At 61.3% G+C, this 14,878-nt stretch carries 16 protein-coding genes; 6 read left to right on the forward strand and 10 right to left on the reverse strand.

The features are described 5' to 3' along the window. The 3 genes from HMPREF2875_RS10200 to HMPREF2875_RS10210 form a co-directional block, all read right to left on the reverse strand. Nucleotides 1-512, reverse strand: a 512-nt coding sequence (locus HMPREF2875_RS10200) for a sirohydrochlorin chelatase (RefSeq protein ID WP_070672853.1), incomplete at its 3' end; no start/stop codon positions are given. Between the two features lie 22 nt (nt 513-534). Continuing rightward, nucleotides 535-786: a hypothetical protein gene (locus HMPREF2875_RS10205; RefSeq protein ID WP_070672856.1), complete on the reverse strand. Its 252-nt coding sequence runs from the start codon at nt 784-786 to the stop codon at nt 535-537. Then, nucleotides 783-2,453, reverse strand: a complete 1,671-nt coding sequence (locus HMPREF2875_RS10210; protein ID WP_070672857.1) for a nitrite/sulfite reductase — start codon at nt 2,451-2,453, stop codon at nt 783-785. Before HMPREF2875_RS10210 ends, HMPREF2875_RS10205 begins: the two co-directional genes overlap by 4 nt. 231 nt (nt 2,454-2,684) lie before the next feature. On the opposite strand from HMPREF2875_RS10210, the gene HMPREF2875_RS10215 reads away from it, so the two are divergent. Beyond that, entirely contained in the window at nt 2,685-4,037 is a 1,353-nt protein-coding gene (locus HMPREF2875_RS10215; RefSeq protein ID WP_070672859.1) for an FAD-dependent oxidoreductase, read from the forward strand. Nucleotides 4,038-4,222: 185 nt separating this feature from the next. On the opposite strand, the gene HMPREF2875_RS10220 is transcribed toward HMPREF2875_RS10215, so the two are convergent. Continuing rightward, nucleotides 4,223-5,590: a phosphomannomutase/phosphoglucomutase gene (locus HMPREF2875_RS10220; protein WP_070672861.1), complete on the reverse strand. Its 1,368-nt coding sequence runs from the start codon at nt 5,588-5,590 to the stop codon at nt 4,223-4,225. An 88-nt stretch (nt 5,591-5,678) separates the two neighbouring features. Next, the gene (locus tag HMPREF2875_RS10225) at nt 5,679-6,122 is read right to left on the reverse strand and encodes a DUF3499 domain-containing protein (RefSeq protein WP_083311910.1); all 444 of its coding nucleotides are present in this window, start codon (nt 6,120-6,122) and stop codon (nt 5,679-5,681) included. 93 nt (nt 6,123-6,215) lie between these two features. On the opposite strand from HMPREF2875_RS10225, the gene HMPREF2875_RS10230 reads away from it, so the two are divergent. Continuing rightward, nucleotides 6,216-6,686 carry a metallopeptidase family protein gene (locus tag HMPREF2875_RS10230; RefSeq protein ID WP_070672865.1) on the forward strand — a complete coding sequence of 157 codons (471 nt, stop codon included), beginning with the start codon at nt 6,216-6,218 and terminating at the stop codon, nt 6,684-6,686. A gap of 84 nt (nt 6,687-6,770) precedes the next feature. Here HMPREF2875_RS10230 and HMPREF2875_RS10235 read toward each other — a convergent pair whose 3' ends face one another. The 3 genes from HMPREF2875_RS10235 to HMPREF2875_RS10245 form a co-directional block, all read right to left on the reverse strand. Further along, entirely contained in the window at nt 6,771-7,019 is a 249-nt protein-coding gene (locus tag HMPREF2875_RS10235) for a WhiB family transcriptional regulator (RefSeq protein WP_005528147.1), read from the reverse strand. Nucleotides 7,020-7,526: 507 nt separating this feature from the next. After that, the gene (locus tag HMPREF2875_RS10240) at nt 7,527-8,621 is read right to left on the reverse strand and encodes a mannose-1-phosphate guanylyltransferase (RefSeq protein WP_070672867.1); all 1,095 of its coding nucleotides are present in this window, start codon (nt 8,619-8,621) and stop codon (nt 7,527-7,529) included. A 54-nt stretch (nt 8,622-8,675) separates the two neighbouring features. Further along, nucleotides 8,676-9,587, reverse strand: coding sequence for a glycosyltransferase family 2 protein (locus tag HMPREF2875_RS10245; protein ID WP_070672952.1), 912 nt, complete (start codon nt 9,585-9,587; stop codon nt 8,676-8,678). Nucleotides 9,588-9,640: 53 nt separating this feature from the next. Between HMPREF2875_RS10245 and HMPREF2875_RS10250 the strand changes: the two genes are divergently transcribed. Genes HMPREF2875_RS10250 through HMPREF2875_RS14175 form a run of 4 tightly spaced genes read left to right on the forward strand, consistent with a single transcriptional unit; the run spans nt 9,641 to nt 12,771 of the window. Further along, the gene (locus HMPREF2875_RS10250; protein WP_083311911.1) at nt 9,641-11,293 is read left to right on the forward strand and encodes an LCP family protein; all 1,653 of its coding nucleotides are present in this window, start codon (nt 9,641-9,643) and stop codon (nt 11,291-11,293) included. A gap of 45 nt (nt 11,294-11,338) precedes the next feature. Then, nucleotides 11,339-12,025, forward strand: a complete 687-nt coding sequence (locus HMPREF2875_RS10255; protein ID WP_070672870.1) for a TIGR03089 family protein — start codon at nt 11,339-11,341, stop codon at nt 12,023-12,025. Between the two features lie 24 nt (nt 12,026-12,049). After that, nucleotides 12,050-12,640, forward strand: coding sequence for a sulfite exporter TauE/SafE family protein (locus HMPREF2875_RS10260; protein ID WP_371327568.1), 591 nt, complete (start codon nt 12,050-12,052; stop codon nt 12,638-12,640). A 5-nt stretch (nt 12,641-12,645) separates the two neighbouring features. Next, the gene (locus HMPREF2875_RS14175) at nt 12,646-12,771 is read left to right on the forward strand and encodes a hypothetical protein (RefSeq protein ID WP_371327569.1); all 126 of its coding nucleotides are present in this window, start codon (nt 12,646-12,648) and stop codon (nt 12,769-12,771) included. A gap of 101 nt (nt 12,772-12,872) precedes the next feature. Here HMPREF2875_RS14175 and HMPREF2875_RS10265 read toward each other — a convergent pair whose 3' ends face one another. Beyond that, the gene (locus tag HMPREF2875_RS10265) at nt 12,873-13,805 is read right to left on the reverse strand and encodes a type IV toxin-antitoxin system AbiEi family antitoxin domain-containing protein (protein ID WP_070672956.1); all 933 of its coding nucleotides are present in this window, start codon (nt 13,803-13,805) and stop codon (nt 12,873-12,875) included. A gap of 178 nt (nt 13,806-13,983) precedes the next feature. After that, a complete protein-coding gene (locus tag HMPREF2875_RS10270) occupies nt 13,984-14,865 on the reverse strand; it encodes a LysR family transcriptional regulator (protein WP_246817092.1) in 882 nt (293 codons plus the stop codon). Between the last annotated feature and the right edge of the window lie 13 nt (nt 14,866-14,878).

Consider the following 14,878-nt stretch of genomic DNA (forward strand, 5'->3'; position numbering starts at 1 on the left):
GCGTGAGCGTCTCGCGCGTGAGCGTCTCGCGCGTCTCGCGTGGCATAGGCAACTTCTGCGTCGCATCCGGTGAGCTCACCCACGCGACGGGCAAGATTCGCGACAGCGTCATTAGCCTGCTCATCGGAAGAACCAACAGAATAAACCACTACTTTATCGCTACCGGCAGGAACTTGCGCGGCGAGAAGCTGAGCCATGTCCTCTCCAGTGCCGAGGCCGCAAGCTCGACGCAGGACCAGACCAGACGATGCAGAAGCGCTGACAATCGCGGCGGGCACATCCACGCGCTGGTGATAGCCCTCGGTAAAGAGCAGTGGGACGACAACAGCATCGCGCACTCCGCGTTGAGCCAACTCTTGTGTTGCTGCCTCTAAGGTCGGTTCGTTGAATTCGAGGTGCGCGGCCATAGCCGGAACGCCGGCGAGTAAACCTGCGGCACGGGTCAGGGCCTCCACGTGTGGTGCGGCTGCCGGGTGGCGCGAGCCGTGTGACAACGTAATGAGTGCGGTCATGATGGCTCTCCTCAGTTAAACGTTAGGCCTTCGGCGCAGTGGAGTGACCGCGTCGAGCTAGGGAACGCTTGAGTGCTTCGTTGGCGGATACCGCCGGGGCGGGAGCTACCGGGGCATCGTCTTGACCATAAAAGCGCAGCGAGAAGATGCGCAGGCACTCTTCGCACTTCCAGGCAAAGTCGTCTTCCTCATCCGGGAAAAGGTCGGTGCCGGCGCAGTAGGGGCAGTACGCCGGGTGGTTGCGGTTGGGGTTGGGCTCGCGGCGGAAATTCACTGCAGGTCCTCCTCGTCAGCGCGCAGTACCCAGTGGCGGAACTCTTCGCCGTCGTCGGGCTGCTCTTTGTACTTGTTGACCAAGCGGATGACGTACTCCGGCAGCTCGTCGGCCACGACCTTGTGACCGCGCAGCTTGCGGCCCCAGTCCGGAGAGAGACCCAGCGCACCGCCCAGGTGCACTTGGAAACCTTCCACGCGGTTGCCGTCCGCATCAGTGACAATCTGACCCTTAAGCCCGATGTCAGCCACCTGCGAGCGAGCACATGCGTTCGGGCAACCGTTGAGAGCGATGGAAAGGGGAACATCGAGGTCACCCAAGGTGTCTTCCAAGATGTCGACGAGCTCGATAGCGCGGGCCTTCGTGGTCACGTGCGCGAGCTTGCAGAACTCCAGGCCGGTGCAGGAGATGACGCCGCGTCGGAACTCGGAGGGTTGGGAGTACAGTCCCGTCTCATCAAGCGCACGAGAGAGCTCCGGAATGTCCTCTTCCTCCACGTCGAGGAAGAGCAGCTCCTTCATCGGGGTCGTGCGGATGCGGGTAATGCCAAATCTCTCCGCTACATCAGCGATGGCAATGAGCTGTTCGCCTGTCGCGTGGCCAACGGTGGGCTTTACGCCGACGTAGAACTTGCCGTCCTGCTGGCGGTGCACCCCGACGTGGTCCCGGTTACCCGGGGCGACGGGGAGCGGGAGGCCGTCGAGAAGCGGCTCGTCCAAGTACTCCTCTTCGAGTACTTGACGGAACTTCTCAACGCCCCACTGCGCCACGAGGAACTTCAAGCGCGCGCGGTTGCGGTTGCGGCGGAAACCGTAGTCTCGGAAGATGCGAGCCACACCGGCCCAGACCTCCGGCACCCGCTCGAGCGGAATCCACGCACCGAGGGATTGGGACAGCATCGGGTTGGTGGAAAGGCCACCGCCCACAAAGCAGTCGAAGCCAGGACCGTACTCGGGATGAGTTGTGCCTACGAAGGCAACATCCTGAATCTCATGGGTCACGTCCTGGCGGGCGTTTCCGGAGATGGCGGATTTAAACTTTCGTGGAAGGTTGTGGAATTCATCGCGCAGGAGGTATTCATTCTTAATTTCCTCGATGGCCGGAGTCGCGTCAATAATCTCGTCGGCAGCCACTCCCGCTACCGGTGAGCCAAGGATGACGCGGGGCACATCACCGCAGCCCAGGAGGGTATCCAATCCCACGGAGCGCAGTTTCTCCCAGATGGCGGGAACATCTTCAATCTGAATCCAATGTAACTGGATGTTTTGACGGTCCGTAAAGTCCGCGGTAGAGCGCGCATAGTCGCGCGAAATCTCACCCACCGCGCGCAACTTGGCAGGGTCGGCGCAGCCGCCATCAAAGCGCACGCGCATCATGAAGTATTCGTCCTGCAGCTCGGCGTTAGAGAGCTTGGAGGTCATCTCGCCGCCTAAGTTCTGATTGCGCTGGGTGTACAGGCCCAACCATTTAAAGCGTGGAGCAAGGTCCTCGGGTGGGATGGAGGAAAATCCCTGCTTGGAGTAGAGATCAATGACGCGCTGGCGTACCGCGAGGGCGTCATCCGCCTGCTTAATCTCCTCGTCTGCGTTGAGCGGGGAGGATCCGTCAATCTTCCACTGGCCTTCCGGCTTCTTCGTGCGCGCGGGCCGCTGTGTGGCGGTGGTCATAGTCTGCTGCCTTTCGTCGGTTAGTGAAAACCTACCGGTCTAGGAGAAACAGACAAAGCAGTCTTTTTTATTTTCTGAGCAATATGCAAAGCACGCTGCGTCTATGCCACAATGATCTCCGAATGTAATTAGGCATAGTTGCCCTACAGCAGACAAGCCGGTTCAATAAAGCCCACACTTGTTAAAGAACTAAGCTTTCGATAGTTAGTACAACACTCCGAAAGGTCATCCATGACTCAGCAGCCCCTGAAAGTAGCCGTCATCGGCGCCGGCCCAGCCGGCATTTACGCATCCGACATCCTGGTGAAGAAAACCGGCGGCAACGTTCAGATCGATCTCATCGAGCAGATGCCCGCACCGTTTGGCCTCATCCGCTACGGCGTGGCGCCGGACCACCCGCGCATTAAGGGCATTGTCAACTCCCTGCACCGCGTGCTTGATTCCGAACAGATCCGCCTGCTGTCCAACATCACCGTGGGCCGCGATGTCACCGTCGCCGAGCTCGAGGAGTACTACGACGCTATCGTCTTCGCTACCGGCGCCGTCGGCGACTTGGGAATGACCATCCCTGGCTCCGACCTCGAGGGCGTGCATGGCGCAGGCGAGTTCGTCGGCTTCTACGACGGCAACCCGCGCTTCGAGCGTTCCTGGGATCTTTCCGCCACCGACGTCGCCGTGATTGGCGTGGGCAACGTGGGCCTGGACGTGGCCCGCATCCTGGCCAAGACTGGCGACGAGCTTAAGGAAGCCACCGAGATCCCCGATAACGTCTACGAGTCCCTGGCTAAGAACCAGGCCACCACCGTGCGCGTCTTCGGCCGCCGCGGTCCGGCGCAGGCCAAGTTCACCCCACTGGAGCTCAAGGAGCTCGACCACTCCCCGACCATCAACGTGGTCGTGGACCCAGAGGACATCGACTACGACGAAGCCTCCCTCAAGGCTCGCGAAGAGGCCAAGTCCTGCGACTTGGTGTGCCAGACCCTGGAGGGCTACGCCATCCGCGAACCTAAGGATGCCCCGCACACCCTGCAGATTCACCTCTTCGAGCAGCCAGTCGAGTTCATCGGTGAAGATGGCAAGGTGACTGCCGTGAAGACCGAACGCACCGCCCTCAATGGCGATGGCTCTGTCTCCGGCACCGGTAAGTTCACCGAGTGGCCGGCGCAGGCCGTCTACCTGGCCGTGGGCTACCGCTCCGATGCCATCGAAGGCGTGCCTTTCAACACGCAGAAGAACGTCATCAACAACGACGGCGGCCACGTCGTCGATCTCGACGGCGCCATCGTGCCGGGCCTCTACACCACCGGTTGGATCAAGCGTGGTCCGGTGGGGCTTATCGGCAACACCAAGTCCGACGCCACGGAGACCATCGGCATGTTGCTTGACGACGCCGAAGCGGGCAACCTCTCCCACTCCCGCGAGGAGGACATCGTCGAGCTCTTCAAGTCCAAGGGCCTGGAGCACCTGACCTGGGAGGGCTGGAAGAAGCTTGACGCCGCCGAGCGCGCCTTGGGCGAGGCCGAGGGCCGCGAGCGCAAGAAGTTTGTCGAGTGGGAAGAGATGGTCACCCACTCGCGCGACTAGGCTGCTGTCTCAAGGCTGGGCCCACAGCCCCGACGGCAGATCCTCGCCGCCAACGGCAAGGCCTCCTGAACTAAAACTGCCCTATCTGACGAAACTCTCGCCTCCGCCACAATTAACGCGGAGAAGATCGTCAGTTAGGGCAGTTCTTGTCTCAAGGACTGCGCGTGAAGGCACATGCCTTCACGCTAGGCGCGGATGATGGCGAGGACCTCGTCGACGATGGCCCGCACCTCGTCAGCGGTCTTGGCCTCAACGTTGAGGCGCAGTAGCGGCTCGGTGTTGGAGGCGCGAACGTTGAACCACGCATCGGTGTCCTTGAGCTGCACGGTGACGCCATCGAGCTCGTCAACGGACTCAATCTTGTCTGCAAGCTCATCGAGTACGCGCTGCGTCGTGGCCTTCTGGTCCTCCACGGTGGAGTTGATTTCGCCCGAGGCCTCGTAGCGTGAGTATTGCGCCATCAGCTCGCTCAGCGGCTTGTCCTGCTCGCCCAGCGCAGCGAGCACGTGCATAGCAGCAAGCATGCCGGAGTCCGCATTCCAGAATTCCTGGAAGTAGTAGTGCGCGGAGTGCTCACCGCCAAAGACCGCCTTCTCCTTGGCCATCTGAGCCTTGATGAAGGAGTGGCCTACGCGGGTACGAACAGCCTTGCCGCCCTTCTCCGCGATGAGCTCCGGAACGGTCTTCGAGGTAATCAGGTTATGGATCACCGTGGAGCCCGGGAACTTGTCCAAGTAGCGCTCCGCCACCAGGGCGCAGATGGCGGACGGCGAGACCGGCTGGCCCTTCTCATCCACCACGAAGCAACGGTCGGCATCGCCATCGAAGGCAAGGCCGATATCCGCCTTCTGTTCAACGGTGAACTTCTGCAGATCCACCAGGTTCTTTGGATCGAGCGGGTTCGCCTCGTGGTTCGGGAAGGTGCCGTCGAGCTCAAAGTAGAGATCGCGGACGTCGAAAGGCAGGCCCTCAAAGACCGCCGGGACGGTGTGTCCGCCCATGCCGTTGGCAGCGTCGACAGCCACGACGAGTGGGCGGGAGCCCTCCAGCGGCACCAAGCCGCGCAGGAAGGCGGCATAGTCTCCCAGCACCTCACGCTCGGTGACGGTACCTGGCTCCCCGTCGAAGGCAGGGGTGCCGTCGATCAGCATGTCCTTGATCTGCTCCAGTCCGGTCTCTTGGCCTACCGGCACAGCCCCGGCCCGGCAGAGTTTGATGCCGTTGTACTTCGCCGGGTTGTGGGAGGCGGTAAACATGGCGCCTGCGCAGTTAAGGTCGCCGGCGGCAAAGTAGAGCTCATCAGTAGAGGTCAGGCCCAACATAATGACGTTGACGCCTTGTGCTGCAGCGCCTTCGGCGAAGGCTGCTGCCAGCTGCGGGGAGGACGGGCGCATGTCATGGCCCACCGCCAGGGTTTTCTCGCCTTCGCCGCGCAGGATAGCCGCATAAGCTGCGCCGGTATCCCGCACGAAGGTTTCGTCGATGTCCTCGCCCACAACGCCACGGACGTCATAAGCCTTGATCACTGCATTGAGCTGTTCACGAGTTCGCATAGCCCTACAGCATACTCATGTCCTCTTGCGCCTCTGCGCTGGGAAACACGGTTTATAAGGAAACCCACGAGGCTAGCGTCACCGAGCGCTAGTCGGCGTCTGGTACCACCGTCAGGTGCGCGCGGCGGCGTTGGCGGGCGTCGTGTACTCGCCGGGTGCGGAAGACTGGGTGATTGGAGTTGCGCGGGTCCGCGCCGTCGAAGGTGGCGGAGTAGTCAATGGGATCAGCTCCGGAGCCGGTCGTGGAATCGTCGACAAGCCCGGTGGTTACGCGGCCAGCCTCGCGCACGGCCTCAGCCAGAGCGGTGAGGTCATCATCCTCATCAAACTCGATGCGGTCCACGCGCACCATTTCCCACCCTTGGGGCGCGGTGATGCGCTCGCTGTGCTTCTCGCACAGGTCCCACGCATGGGGATCAGTATCTTCAGACAGTGGGCCCACAACGGCGGTTTGCTGGGCGTAGGCATAGGTCAACGTCGCCACGGCGGGACGGCCGCAGCCGGGGCGGGAGCAACGGCGGGAGCTATTCACGGCCCCAAGTCTAAACCCAAACTTGAGATTTCGATAGTCCTACACGGCGTGCCCCCTGCCCAAGCATCACCACCGCGTCTTAAACTAAGCCGCATGAGCACGCCCCGCCCCCACATTCGCCCGGCCCGCCACCGTCATGGCCGCGGCGCTCGCGGGCCGCTACTGCCCCATGCAACGCCCCGCTACCGCAGTAGCGCTGAACGCTTCGACATGGCCGTGCTCGAAGCTTATGCACCAATCCAAAACGCATTCGCCGAACAGCTCGCTGGCCTAGACTTGGCCGTCGACACTGTGCCCCGCATGCGACTATCCGTGGACATGACGGTCATGCCGGATGAGATCATCGCCGACGGACCGGTTCCCTTGGGGCGCATCGTGCCTGCCGGAGTCGATTCAGCGGGGCAACCGACCCGTGCTCGCCTGGTCATCTTCCGCATGCCAGTAGAGGAACGCGTGCGCTCAGCCCGAGAGCGCGAAGAGCTACTGTCCACCGTACTCACCGCCCTTGTGGCCAATTACCTTAATGTAGATCCAGAAGATATCGACCCGCGCTTTAGCTGGTAAAACACAACTCTCCCCCGCCATGCCGTGCGGGAAGCAAAGGTATGACGAGGGAGAAAAAGATGCTGCACTACCAGATCCGCTGCGCTAGCCGATTTCACGTTTTAATCGGCGGCGCTCACGGTCTGACAGTCCGCCCCAAATTCCGAAGCGCTCATCGTGCTCAAGCGCATACTCAAGACATTCATCACGCACAGCGCAGGCCTGACAGATGCGCTTAGCCTCACGCGTTGAACCTCCCTTTTCCGGGAAGAAGGCCTCCGGGTCCGTCTGGGCGCACAGCGCTTGGTCTTGCCACTCCTGCTCGACGGCACCAAAGAGTTCATCGAGCGACATCTCTGCAGCAGCACCGCCACGGAGAATAGCGCTGTTATTCGTTGTATTGTCCACGCCGCTTCCTTTCTCCGAGGTCGTTTCTCTCTTAGTCGGTGGCACCGACCGTACACCGAAAGTTGTTCTCGGTGCCGTGCCCGCCGTGCCGTTGATTACACTGATGTCATTTCACACCGGATCACTAAATATCGTCAACCTGTCGGGAGTCATTTTTCCGCGATCCCAGCAAAAACGCTGCACACGATCCTCAACTTTCACACCAGTCACAACGTGCCAGCCTTGGGGGTGAACATCGGGGGTACTACATGTAGTGGCTACCCCCTACCCTGTGAACAATTCCAAGGTTTCTTCGGCGTGTCGCCACCCACCCGCGCAGATCTCGTGGATCTCAATCGCACCACTAAAACCATCTGTCACGGCATAAAAAGAGGCGCTGGGAAGGTGTTTTCCCAGCGCCGAGGCTTACGATCGTCCTTTAGTTGCGTCTAAGCGCTAGCTACGGCTTTGCGTTTAGGCGTCTGAGCTGAAGCGGACTCCCGCGTCCGGAAGAGTCACACCTGGGAAGACGCGCATGCCGCCCTGCAGCTCGCAGCGCGCACCAATCGACGCGCCTTCACCGATGACGCAGTTATCGATGTGCGCATTGGCACCGATGTGCGCACCCGAAGCGATGATGGAATTGCTAATGATGGCGCCCGGCTCAATGGTCACCCCATCGAAGACCACGGTGCCATCAAGGCGCGAACCCGCGCCGATGACCGAGCCACGCCCCACAGCCGTGCCAGAGAGCAACAGCACGCCACCCGCAATGCCGGCGGACTCATCCACCACAGACTCACCGGTGCGACCGGTCAGCAGCGGCGAGTGCGCAATGCCGCGCACTAGATCAGAAGAACCACGCACGAAATCATCTGGGCGGCCCATATCGCGCCAGTAAGAGTTGTCCACGTGGCCCACGACCAGGTGGCCGGACTCCAGGAGCTGCGGGAAAGTCTCACGCTCAACGGAGACCACGCGGTCAGCCGGGATGGTCCCAATAACCTCCCGCTTGAACACGTAGCAGCCGGCGTTAATCTGGTTCGTCGGCGGATCCTCGGTCTTCTCCAAGAAGGCTGTTACTCGCCCATTGGAGTCTGTAGGAACGCAACCAAACGCGCGCGGGTCCGCCACGTTCAGCAAATGCATCGTGACGTCGGCCTGCTTCGAGTGGTGTGTATCGAGGATGCCGTTCAAGTCCATGCCGGAGAGCACGTCGCCGTTGAAGACCATGACGGTGTCGTGGCGCAGCTTGTCGTAGACGTTGCGGATACCACCACCGGTGCCCAGCGCAGTCTCCTCCACCACGTACTCAATCTCCAGACCCAAATCGGAGCCATCGCCGAAGTACTCTTCAAAGACCTCGGCCTTGAAGGAGGTGGAGAGCACGACGTGCTCGATTCCGGCCTCCTTGATACGGGCCAGAAGGTGCTGAAGGAAGGGGTAGTTGGCCGTCGGCAGCATGGGCTTCGGCGTACCAATCGTCAGCGGGCGCAAGCGGGTGCCGCGGCCTCCCACCAGAATGACGGCATCGGCCGTCAATCCCCACTGGGGTGCTGATTCAGTCATATCGATCCTTAAACTCTCACAGATAAGTCACCGTTAGTGTATAGGCCACAAGGCCTAGGACCCGTCGCGGCACGCGCTCAAAGCCAGCCCACGTACCCGAAGTCCCAGCCACAGTGCCGCGCGCAGCGGTGCCTCAAACCAATGCGGGTGCCGATCCGCCTGGAATCGGTAGGCGGAATCATGATGAGCTCGCAGCATCGCGCCGCGGTGCGCTTTCGTCGAATGGCCTTTGGCGTGCGTAATAACGGCCGACGGGCAGAAGATATTGCTCCAGCCTGCCCGCGTAAAACGATCACCCAAGTCCACGTCTTCCATATACATGAAATAGCGCTCATCAAAGCCGCCAATGGCGTCAAAGGCTTCCCACCGCACGAGGAGACAGGAGCCGGAAAGCCATCCGGCCGGGCGCTCGCTACTCATGTCCGCATCATTGCGGTAGGCCTTCGACCAAGGGTTAGCTGGCCACACCGTTCCGAAAAGCGCGTGACCAATTCCAGTGCTCAGCGTCGGCACCGCGCGAGCCGAGGGATAGTTCGTGCCATCCGGCTCCACGATGCGCGGGCCCACCGCCGCAGCCTGAGGATGGCGGCGTGCACAGGCGATGAGCTCGTCTAAAGAACCCTCACTAAACGTCACATCCGGGTTAGCAATGAGGAAGAACTCCTCATCCACTCCCCTCGTACGCGCGAAACGCGCGCCTGCGTTCATGCCAGCGCCATAGCCACTGTTGCCGCCGGTATCGAGGAATTCCACGTTCTCATGATCCCGCGCGGCGGCTTCGGGCACGCCATCCGTGGAGCCATTGTCGGCAAGGATGGTGAGGGTTGGGTGGGACGTCGCCAAGCACAGCGAGGATAAAAAGTCACTAAGGTAGCGGCCCGGGGAGAACGTCACCGTGACCACTGCCAGGGGTTTGCGTAATTCTTTCACGATGGCATCGAGCGTACCCAACGGCGACGCGCGCACGCGCACGCGACACTGCTTCACGTTTTCGGCACCTACTCCCTTAAACTATTGCCGTGACTTCCCCGAACTCCCCGCGCGCCGCCCGCCATATCCAGGCCGCGCCGTCGCAGTCCGCGCCCGCTACCCAGCACGGCTCCACGCCGGTAAAGGCCCTCGTGGCTTTCCTTTCCGCCGTGGTCCTCGTGCTCTCCGGCGTGGGCTACTTCACCGTGGGCAAGCTGGGCAATGACATCTCCTCGGCGTCCAACTTGGCCTTGGGCAACGACGGTGGATTCAAGGACAAGGGCATTGATGGTGCCGTAGATATCCTGCTCGTGGGCAAGGATTCCCGCACCGACGCCAAGGGTAATCCCCTATCTGAGCAGGAACTGGCGGACCTGCATGCCGGCGTGGATGAGGGCGAAGAGAATACGGACACCATCATGGTCATCCGCATTCCGAACGACGGTTCCCGTGCCACGGCCGTATCCATCCCGCGTGACACGTATGTGCACGATAGCGAGTTTGGCAACACCAAAATCAACGCCGTCTTTGCGCTGCACAAGTCCGCCAAGATGGAAGAGCTGCAGCAGGAGAATGCCGAAGCAGAGGCCCTGGGCAAGAAGGCACCGCATACGGAAAAAGAAATGGAGCAGGCCAGCACTGAGGCTGGCCGCACCGGCCTGATTTCCATGGTGCGTACCCTTACTGACGTCAGCGTTGATCACTACGCCGAGGTGGGTCTGTTGGGCTTCGTGCTGCTTACCGACGCCGTCGGGGGCGTCGACGTCTGCCTCAACGACGATGTAGACGACCCGATGTCCGGTGCGAAATTCCCGAAGGGCCGCCAAACCCTGCAGGGAGCTGAAGGCCTGTCCTTCGTACGCCAGCGCTACGAGCTCCCGCGCGGCGACCTCGACCGTATCGTGCGCCAGCAGGCCTACATGGCCTCCCTGACCTCAAAGGTCCTGGATTCTGACACTCTGACCTCGCCCGCCAAGCTCAATAAGATTGCCGATGCCGTCGAGCGGTCCGTCGTCATTGACAACGACTGGGACATCATGGGCTTCGTAACCCAGCTCGCCGGCTTGGCCGGTGGCAACGTGACCTTTACGACCATCCCGGTGACCTCCATTTCCGGCACCGGCGATTACGGCGAGTCTGTCGTTACCATCGACGCAGCTGAGGTGCACCGCTTCATGGATGACCTGGCCAAGTCCCAGGAAGCTTCGGACGACGACAAGAAATCCGAGGAGGCTGCCGCTGACGAGGGCGCCAACGACGGTGAGAAACCCGTGGCTGAGGGGCTTAACCTCCATGTGCTCAACGCTGGCACGGTAGACGGCATGGCTGGTGGTATTGGCACCTGGCTTAAGAATGTGGGCTATACCGTCGAGCGCACCGCCAACGCGCAGTCCGGTATCTACGCCGATTCCCAGGTCGTGGCTGCGGATGCCAATGACGAGCGCGCCCTCGCTCTGGCTGAGCAGCTGGGCGGCTTGCCGGTCACCGCGAACGAGGAACTCGAACCGGATACCTTCATCGTCGTGGCTACCGATGATTACGCCGGCCCAAAGGATGACTCCGCCATGGAGCAAGAAGCCGAAGCGGAATCGAACCAGGTGGCCGAGGACCAGCAGGTAGGTACCCCAGGCGATGACTTCGGTACGGCTGAGGTGGCGCCGGAAATTGACGCCGGCGGCGACGGTCCACGCTGCGTGAACTAAAGAGCCCGTGGCGGGCTTCGTGCCCGCCACCTACGATGGGCGGACATGGAACTCCTTCAGCATCTCCTGTCCGCCGATGCCTCCGCACCGCGCCTGAGCGTCTATAACGAGGCCGACGGCACGCGCATGGACTTCTCGGCGCAAACGCTGGAGAACTGGACCTCCAAGATTGCCAACATGCTGCTGGAAGAGCTCGACCTTGAGCCAGACTCGGACTCCCGCATTCTCATCGACCTTCCGGTCTCCTGGCAGGCAGCCGTCATCGCCCTCGGCGCACTCGCTGCCGGAGTCCCCTTCGACGTCACCGATGGGGCGGCTGCCATGCAGCCGCCCGCCGACGAGATTGCCGTGGTGTTCACCTCCCCCGAGGCCTTTAGCGAAGGCTCCGGAATCTCCGGCGCCGATACCGTACTCGTAACCCAGGACCCCTTCGGGCGCGGCGTCGTGGAAAGCGGTGGTGAGCTACCCGTCGGCACCATTGACTTCGGCCCAACGGTTCGCTTCTACGGCGATCACTTCTACGGCACCACTACGCCATTACCGGAGCTTTTCCCCACCGACTTAGGCGCTGAGCGCGTGCTCTCCCAAGGTTGGACAGACACCGCCTCCTTCGAGCGCGCGGTACTCGAACCACTGGCTGCGGGCGGCTCCGCCGTCATTGTGGCGGGCCTGTGCTCGGCGGACCGTTTGGAAGAGATCGCGGACAACGAGAAGGTCACCGTCCGCGCCTAGGCGGCGCCGTGAGATAGTGGAGCAATGTTCAGCTGGCTCTACGTCTTCATCGGTGTGCTCATCCTCGTGGGCACAATCTGCCAGGGCACCATCGGATTTGGGCTGGGCACCACCGCCACCCCTATCTTGGCGCTGATTAAGCCAGAGCTGGTTCCCACGCTCATCCTCCTGCTAGCTTTCGTCATCTCCACGACCACCATGCTCAAAGCACGCTCCGCGGTGTCCTGGGACATCGTGGCTATTTCCTCCATCGCGCGCATCCCTGGTTCACTCGCCGGCGCATGGGCCATTGCCTCTCTTTCCCACCGCGGGCTCTCCCTGTTCATCGGCTGTGCCGTCATCTTCGCCATGACGTTGTCCAGCCTCGGCTGGTCACCCAAGCGCACCACGACCAACCTTGCGGTGGCCGGCGTTGCTTCCGGATTCCTGGGCACTTCGACTTCCATCGGTGGCCCGCCCATGGCACTAGTGCTTAAAGGCTATGACCCCGCCCGCGTGCGCGGCACCCTGTCGGGCACGTTCATCATCGGATGCACCATCTCACTAGCCATCTTGGGCTTAAGCGGGCAAATTACCGGCTGCAGCTCACTGCCGCCGCGGCCTACCTGCCGGTAGCCATCGTGGGCCTCATCGCCGCCGGCTACCTCAACCGCTTCATTAACGCCAAGGTGCTCAACCGCATCGTGCTCGTGGTGGCCATCAGCGCGGCTGTGGCGCTCATTGTCGAAGGTCTGGTTGCTGCCTAGCACCCGCGACCTGCTGTCGGGCTCAACTGCCAGGATCACGCTCCACACTGCCCGATCTGCCAAAAATACCGCCTCCGGTTCAAGATCCGGCAATAACTTCGTCAACTAGGGCAGTTAGGTGGCTCTGGGAAGTCAGGGGGTTCAGGCAAGTCCGGCGGAAGATACCCCAAGTGCTCGCTGTACTCCCATGGTTTTGGTTTGGGCGGCAACACTCCCTCGTGCCAGAAGCCGATGAACTTGAAGTAGCGCTTCTCAAAGTCCGGATTCCTGGCATTGGCTATCTGGTCGATGACATAGTCCAGGTGGTGCGCCACGCAATGACCTGTGTAGCGCAACGTTAGCCACCCAATCAGTGCACCTTCGTTGTTTTTCCAGTGGTCCCGCAGCCATGCCTCTTGCTGGGAATGAAATTTCATCCCGTTGATTTCTACCGCAACTTTGAGCTCTGGGAGCACAATGTCCCAGGTGTAGTGGCCGATAACAACGTTGCACTCAACCTTGAGCCCACGCCTTTTCAGTCCCTTGGCCACCTTGACCTCCGCACTAGAGTCCGTGAACAAAGCGGCCTGCTCCAGCATCCGTTGACTTGCAACAGGGGTGACCTTGAGTGCTTCGCGGTGATTATCCAGGCGCGCCCGCCCGGCCTTTGAGGAATAGATGGACTCAAAAACGCGAATTCCCAGTTCAGGACTAACTTTCTTCATTGCGACAAGAGGATTAAGGACCCGGATGCCAGACAAGGTAACAAAGCTTTCGACACTCACCCGCGAGTGCACATAGAAGGTTGATGTCGGCATTCTCTCCACACTGGCGAGCTTCAATGGAAAGGTGACAGTCTCGCCAAGGAGTACCTGAGCAGCCGTTGTACCTGTCGCCTTAAGGAATGGCCGGTGCTCCTGTAACAGCTTCAATAGTTCTAATGCCTCGGGCCTGCCCCAGACGTAGAGCCCCTTGGCGAGACGCGTAATCTCTCCTCGGCGCACCCGAGTTGCAAGCGCACCTTTAGATAAGCCGCGCACAATGCCGTGTTTCATGTCATCCCCCCGGATAGCTCGGCCCCAAGCTAACACGGCGCACCGCTGAGCGCAGAGCAACTGCCTTTCCTGCCAAAGTTACCGCCTCTGCCTCAAGATCCAGCCAGATCTTTGGCAACAAGGGCAGTTATATCCACCGCCCACTAGGAGTGCACCGCCCAGCGCCAAGAAAATAGCTCTAGCGAAGAGAGCCCTCAATAAAACTGCGAAACCGCCGGGCAATCTGCGCAATCTCCTCCCCCGCGTAGTGCCCCGGGGACCAGGCCGCCACCAGCGGCACACCGCCCAGAGTCTTTTCACCATCGATCACTTCGAAGCCCACCAGCCGCGCCGGCTGCAGCTCTGTCATCAGGGCCACGGCCTGGCCTGAGCGGGCTAAGGCACTCAAGGTTGCGGTGTCATCGCACTCGACGTGAGAGCCGAGGCTCAAGCCTGCCCTTCCAATAAAGGAATCAAGTACTCCACGAGAAACACTGCTGCGCGACGGCAAAGCGAGGCGCTCGTGCAGCAAGCGGGCCACCTCCACGCTGGTCGAACCCGCGCACTCCAATGCCAGAGGATGGCTTGGCGGGACCCAAGCCCGAACGGGAACAGACCCCAGTGGCAGTGAGGTCACGTCAGGCCCCGGCGGAATGGGAGCAATGACAAGGTCGGCGGTGCCCTCCAATGCGGCGAACACATCGTAGTGCGACACCGGAAACGTGGTGAGCAAGGGAATAGAGGAACCGGCTGCCTCAATGAACGGTGCGAGCAGGGTGGAGATTGTTGTTGGCGTCGCCGCTACCCGCAGTGCGGCGACATGCCCAGATCGCAGGGCCTCCACCGACCGCCCAGCACGCGCGGATTCAGCGAGGAGACGGCGGCAGGTCGGGATGAGGGCGTGTGCTGCATCGCTCAGTGCTAGTGAGGACCCAGCCCGCACGAACAGCTCCAAGTCCAGTTCCTTTTCAAAGCGCCGCAGTTGTCGACTCAGCGCCGGCTGGGTTATTCCAAGGCGTGCCGCGGCTGCGGTCACCGTGCCGGCGTCCGCGAGCGCGAGAAAGTATGTGGCTTTCACCATGTCCATTCCCCTA

This window comes from Corynebacterium sp. HMSC078H07, from assembly GCF_001812805.1.
GTDB lineage: Bacteria > Actinomycetota > Actinomycetes > Mycobacteriales > Mycobacteriaceae > Corynebacterium.

Excerpts from the sequence above, each read along its gene's own strand:
- HMPREF2875_RS10240 (WP_070672867.1), bottom strand. The coding sequence starts at position 8,621 with ATGACTGAATCAGCACCCCAGTGGGGATTGACGGCCGATGCCGTCATT.
- HMPREF2875_RS10265 (WP_070672956.1), bottom strand. The coding sequence starts at position 13,805 with ATGAAACACGGCATTGTGCGCGGCTTATCTAAAGGTGCGCTTGCAACT.
- HMPREF2875_RS10220 (WP_070672861.1), bottom strand. The coding sequence starts at position 5,590 with ATGCGAACTCGTGAACAGCTCAATGCAGTGATCAAGGCTTATGACGTC.
- HMPREF2875_RS10255 (WP_070672870.1), top strand. The coding sequence starts at position 11,339 with ATGGAACTCCTTCAGCATCTCCTGTCCGCCGATGCCTCCGCACCGCGC.
- HMPREF2875_RS10270 (WP_246817092.1), bottom strand. The coding sequence starts at position 14,865 with ATGGTGAAAGCCACATACTTTCTCGCGCTCGCGGACGCCGGCACGGTG.
- HMPREF2875_RS10210 (WP_070672857.1), bottom strand. The coding sequence starts at position 2,453 with ATGACCACCGCCACACAGCGGCCCGCGCGCACGAAGAAGCCGGAAGGC.
- HMPREF2875_RS10235 (WP_005528147.1), bottom strand. The coding sequence starts at position 7,019 with ATGTCGCTCGATGAACTCTTTGGTGCCGTCGAGCAGGAGTGGCAAGAC.
- HMPREF2875_RS10230 (WP_070672865.1), top strand. The coding sequence starts at position 6,216 with ATGAGCACGCCCCGCCCCCACATTCGCCCGGCCCGCCACCGTCATGGC.
- HMPREF2875_RS10260 (WP_371327568.1), top strand. The coding sequence starts at position 12,050 with ATGTTCAGCTGGCTCTACGTCTTCATCGGTGTGCTCATCCTCGTGGGC.
- HMPREF2875_RS10215 (WP_070672859.1), top strand. The coding sequence starts at position 2,685 with ATGACTCAGCAGCCCCTGAAAGTAGCCGTCATCGGCGCCGGCCCAGCC.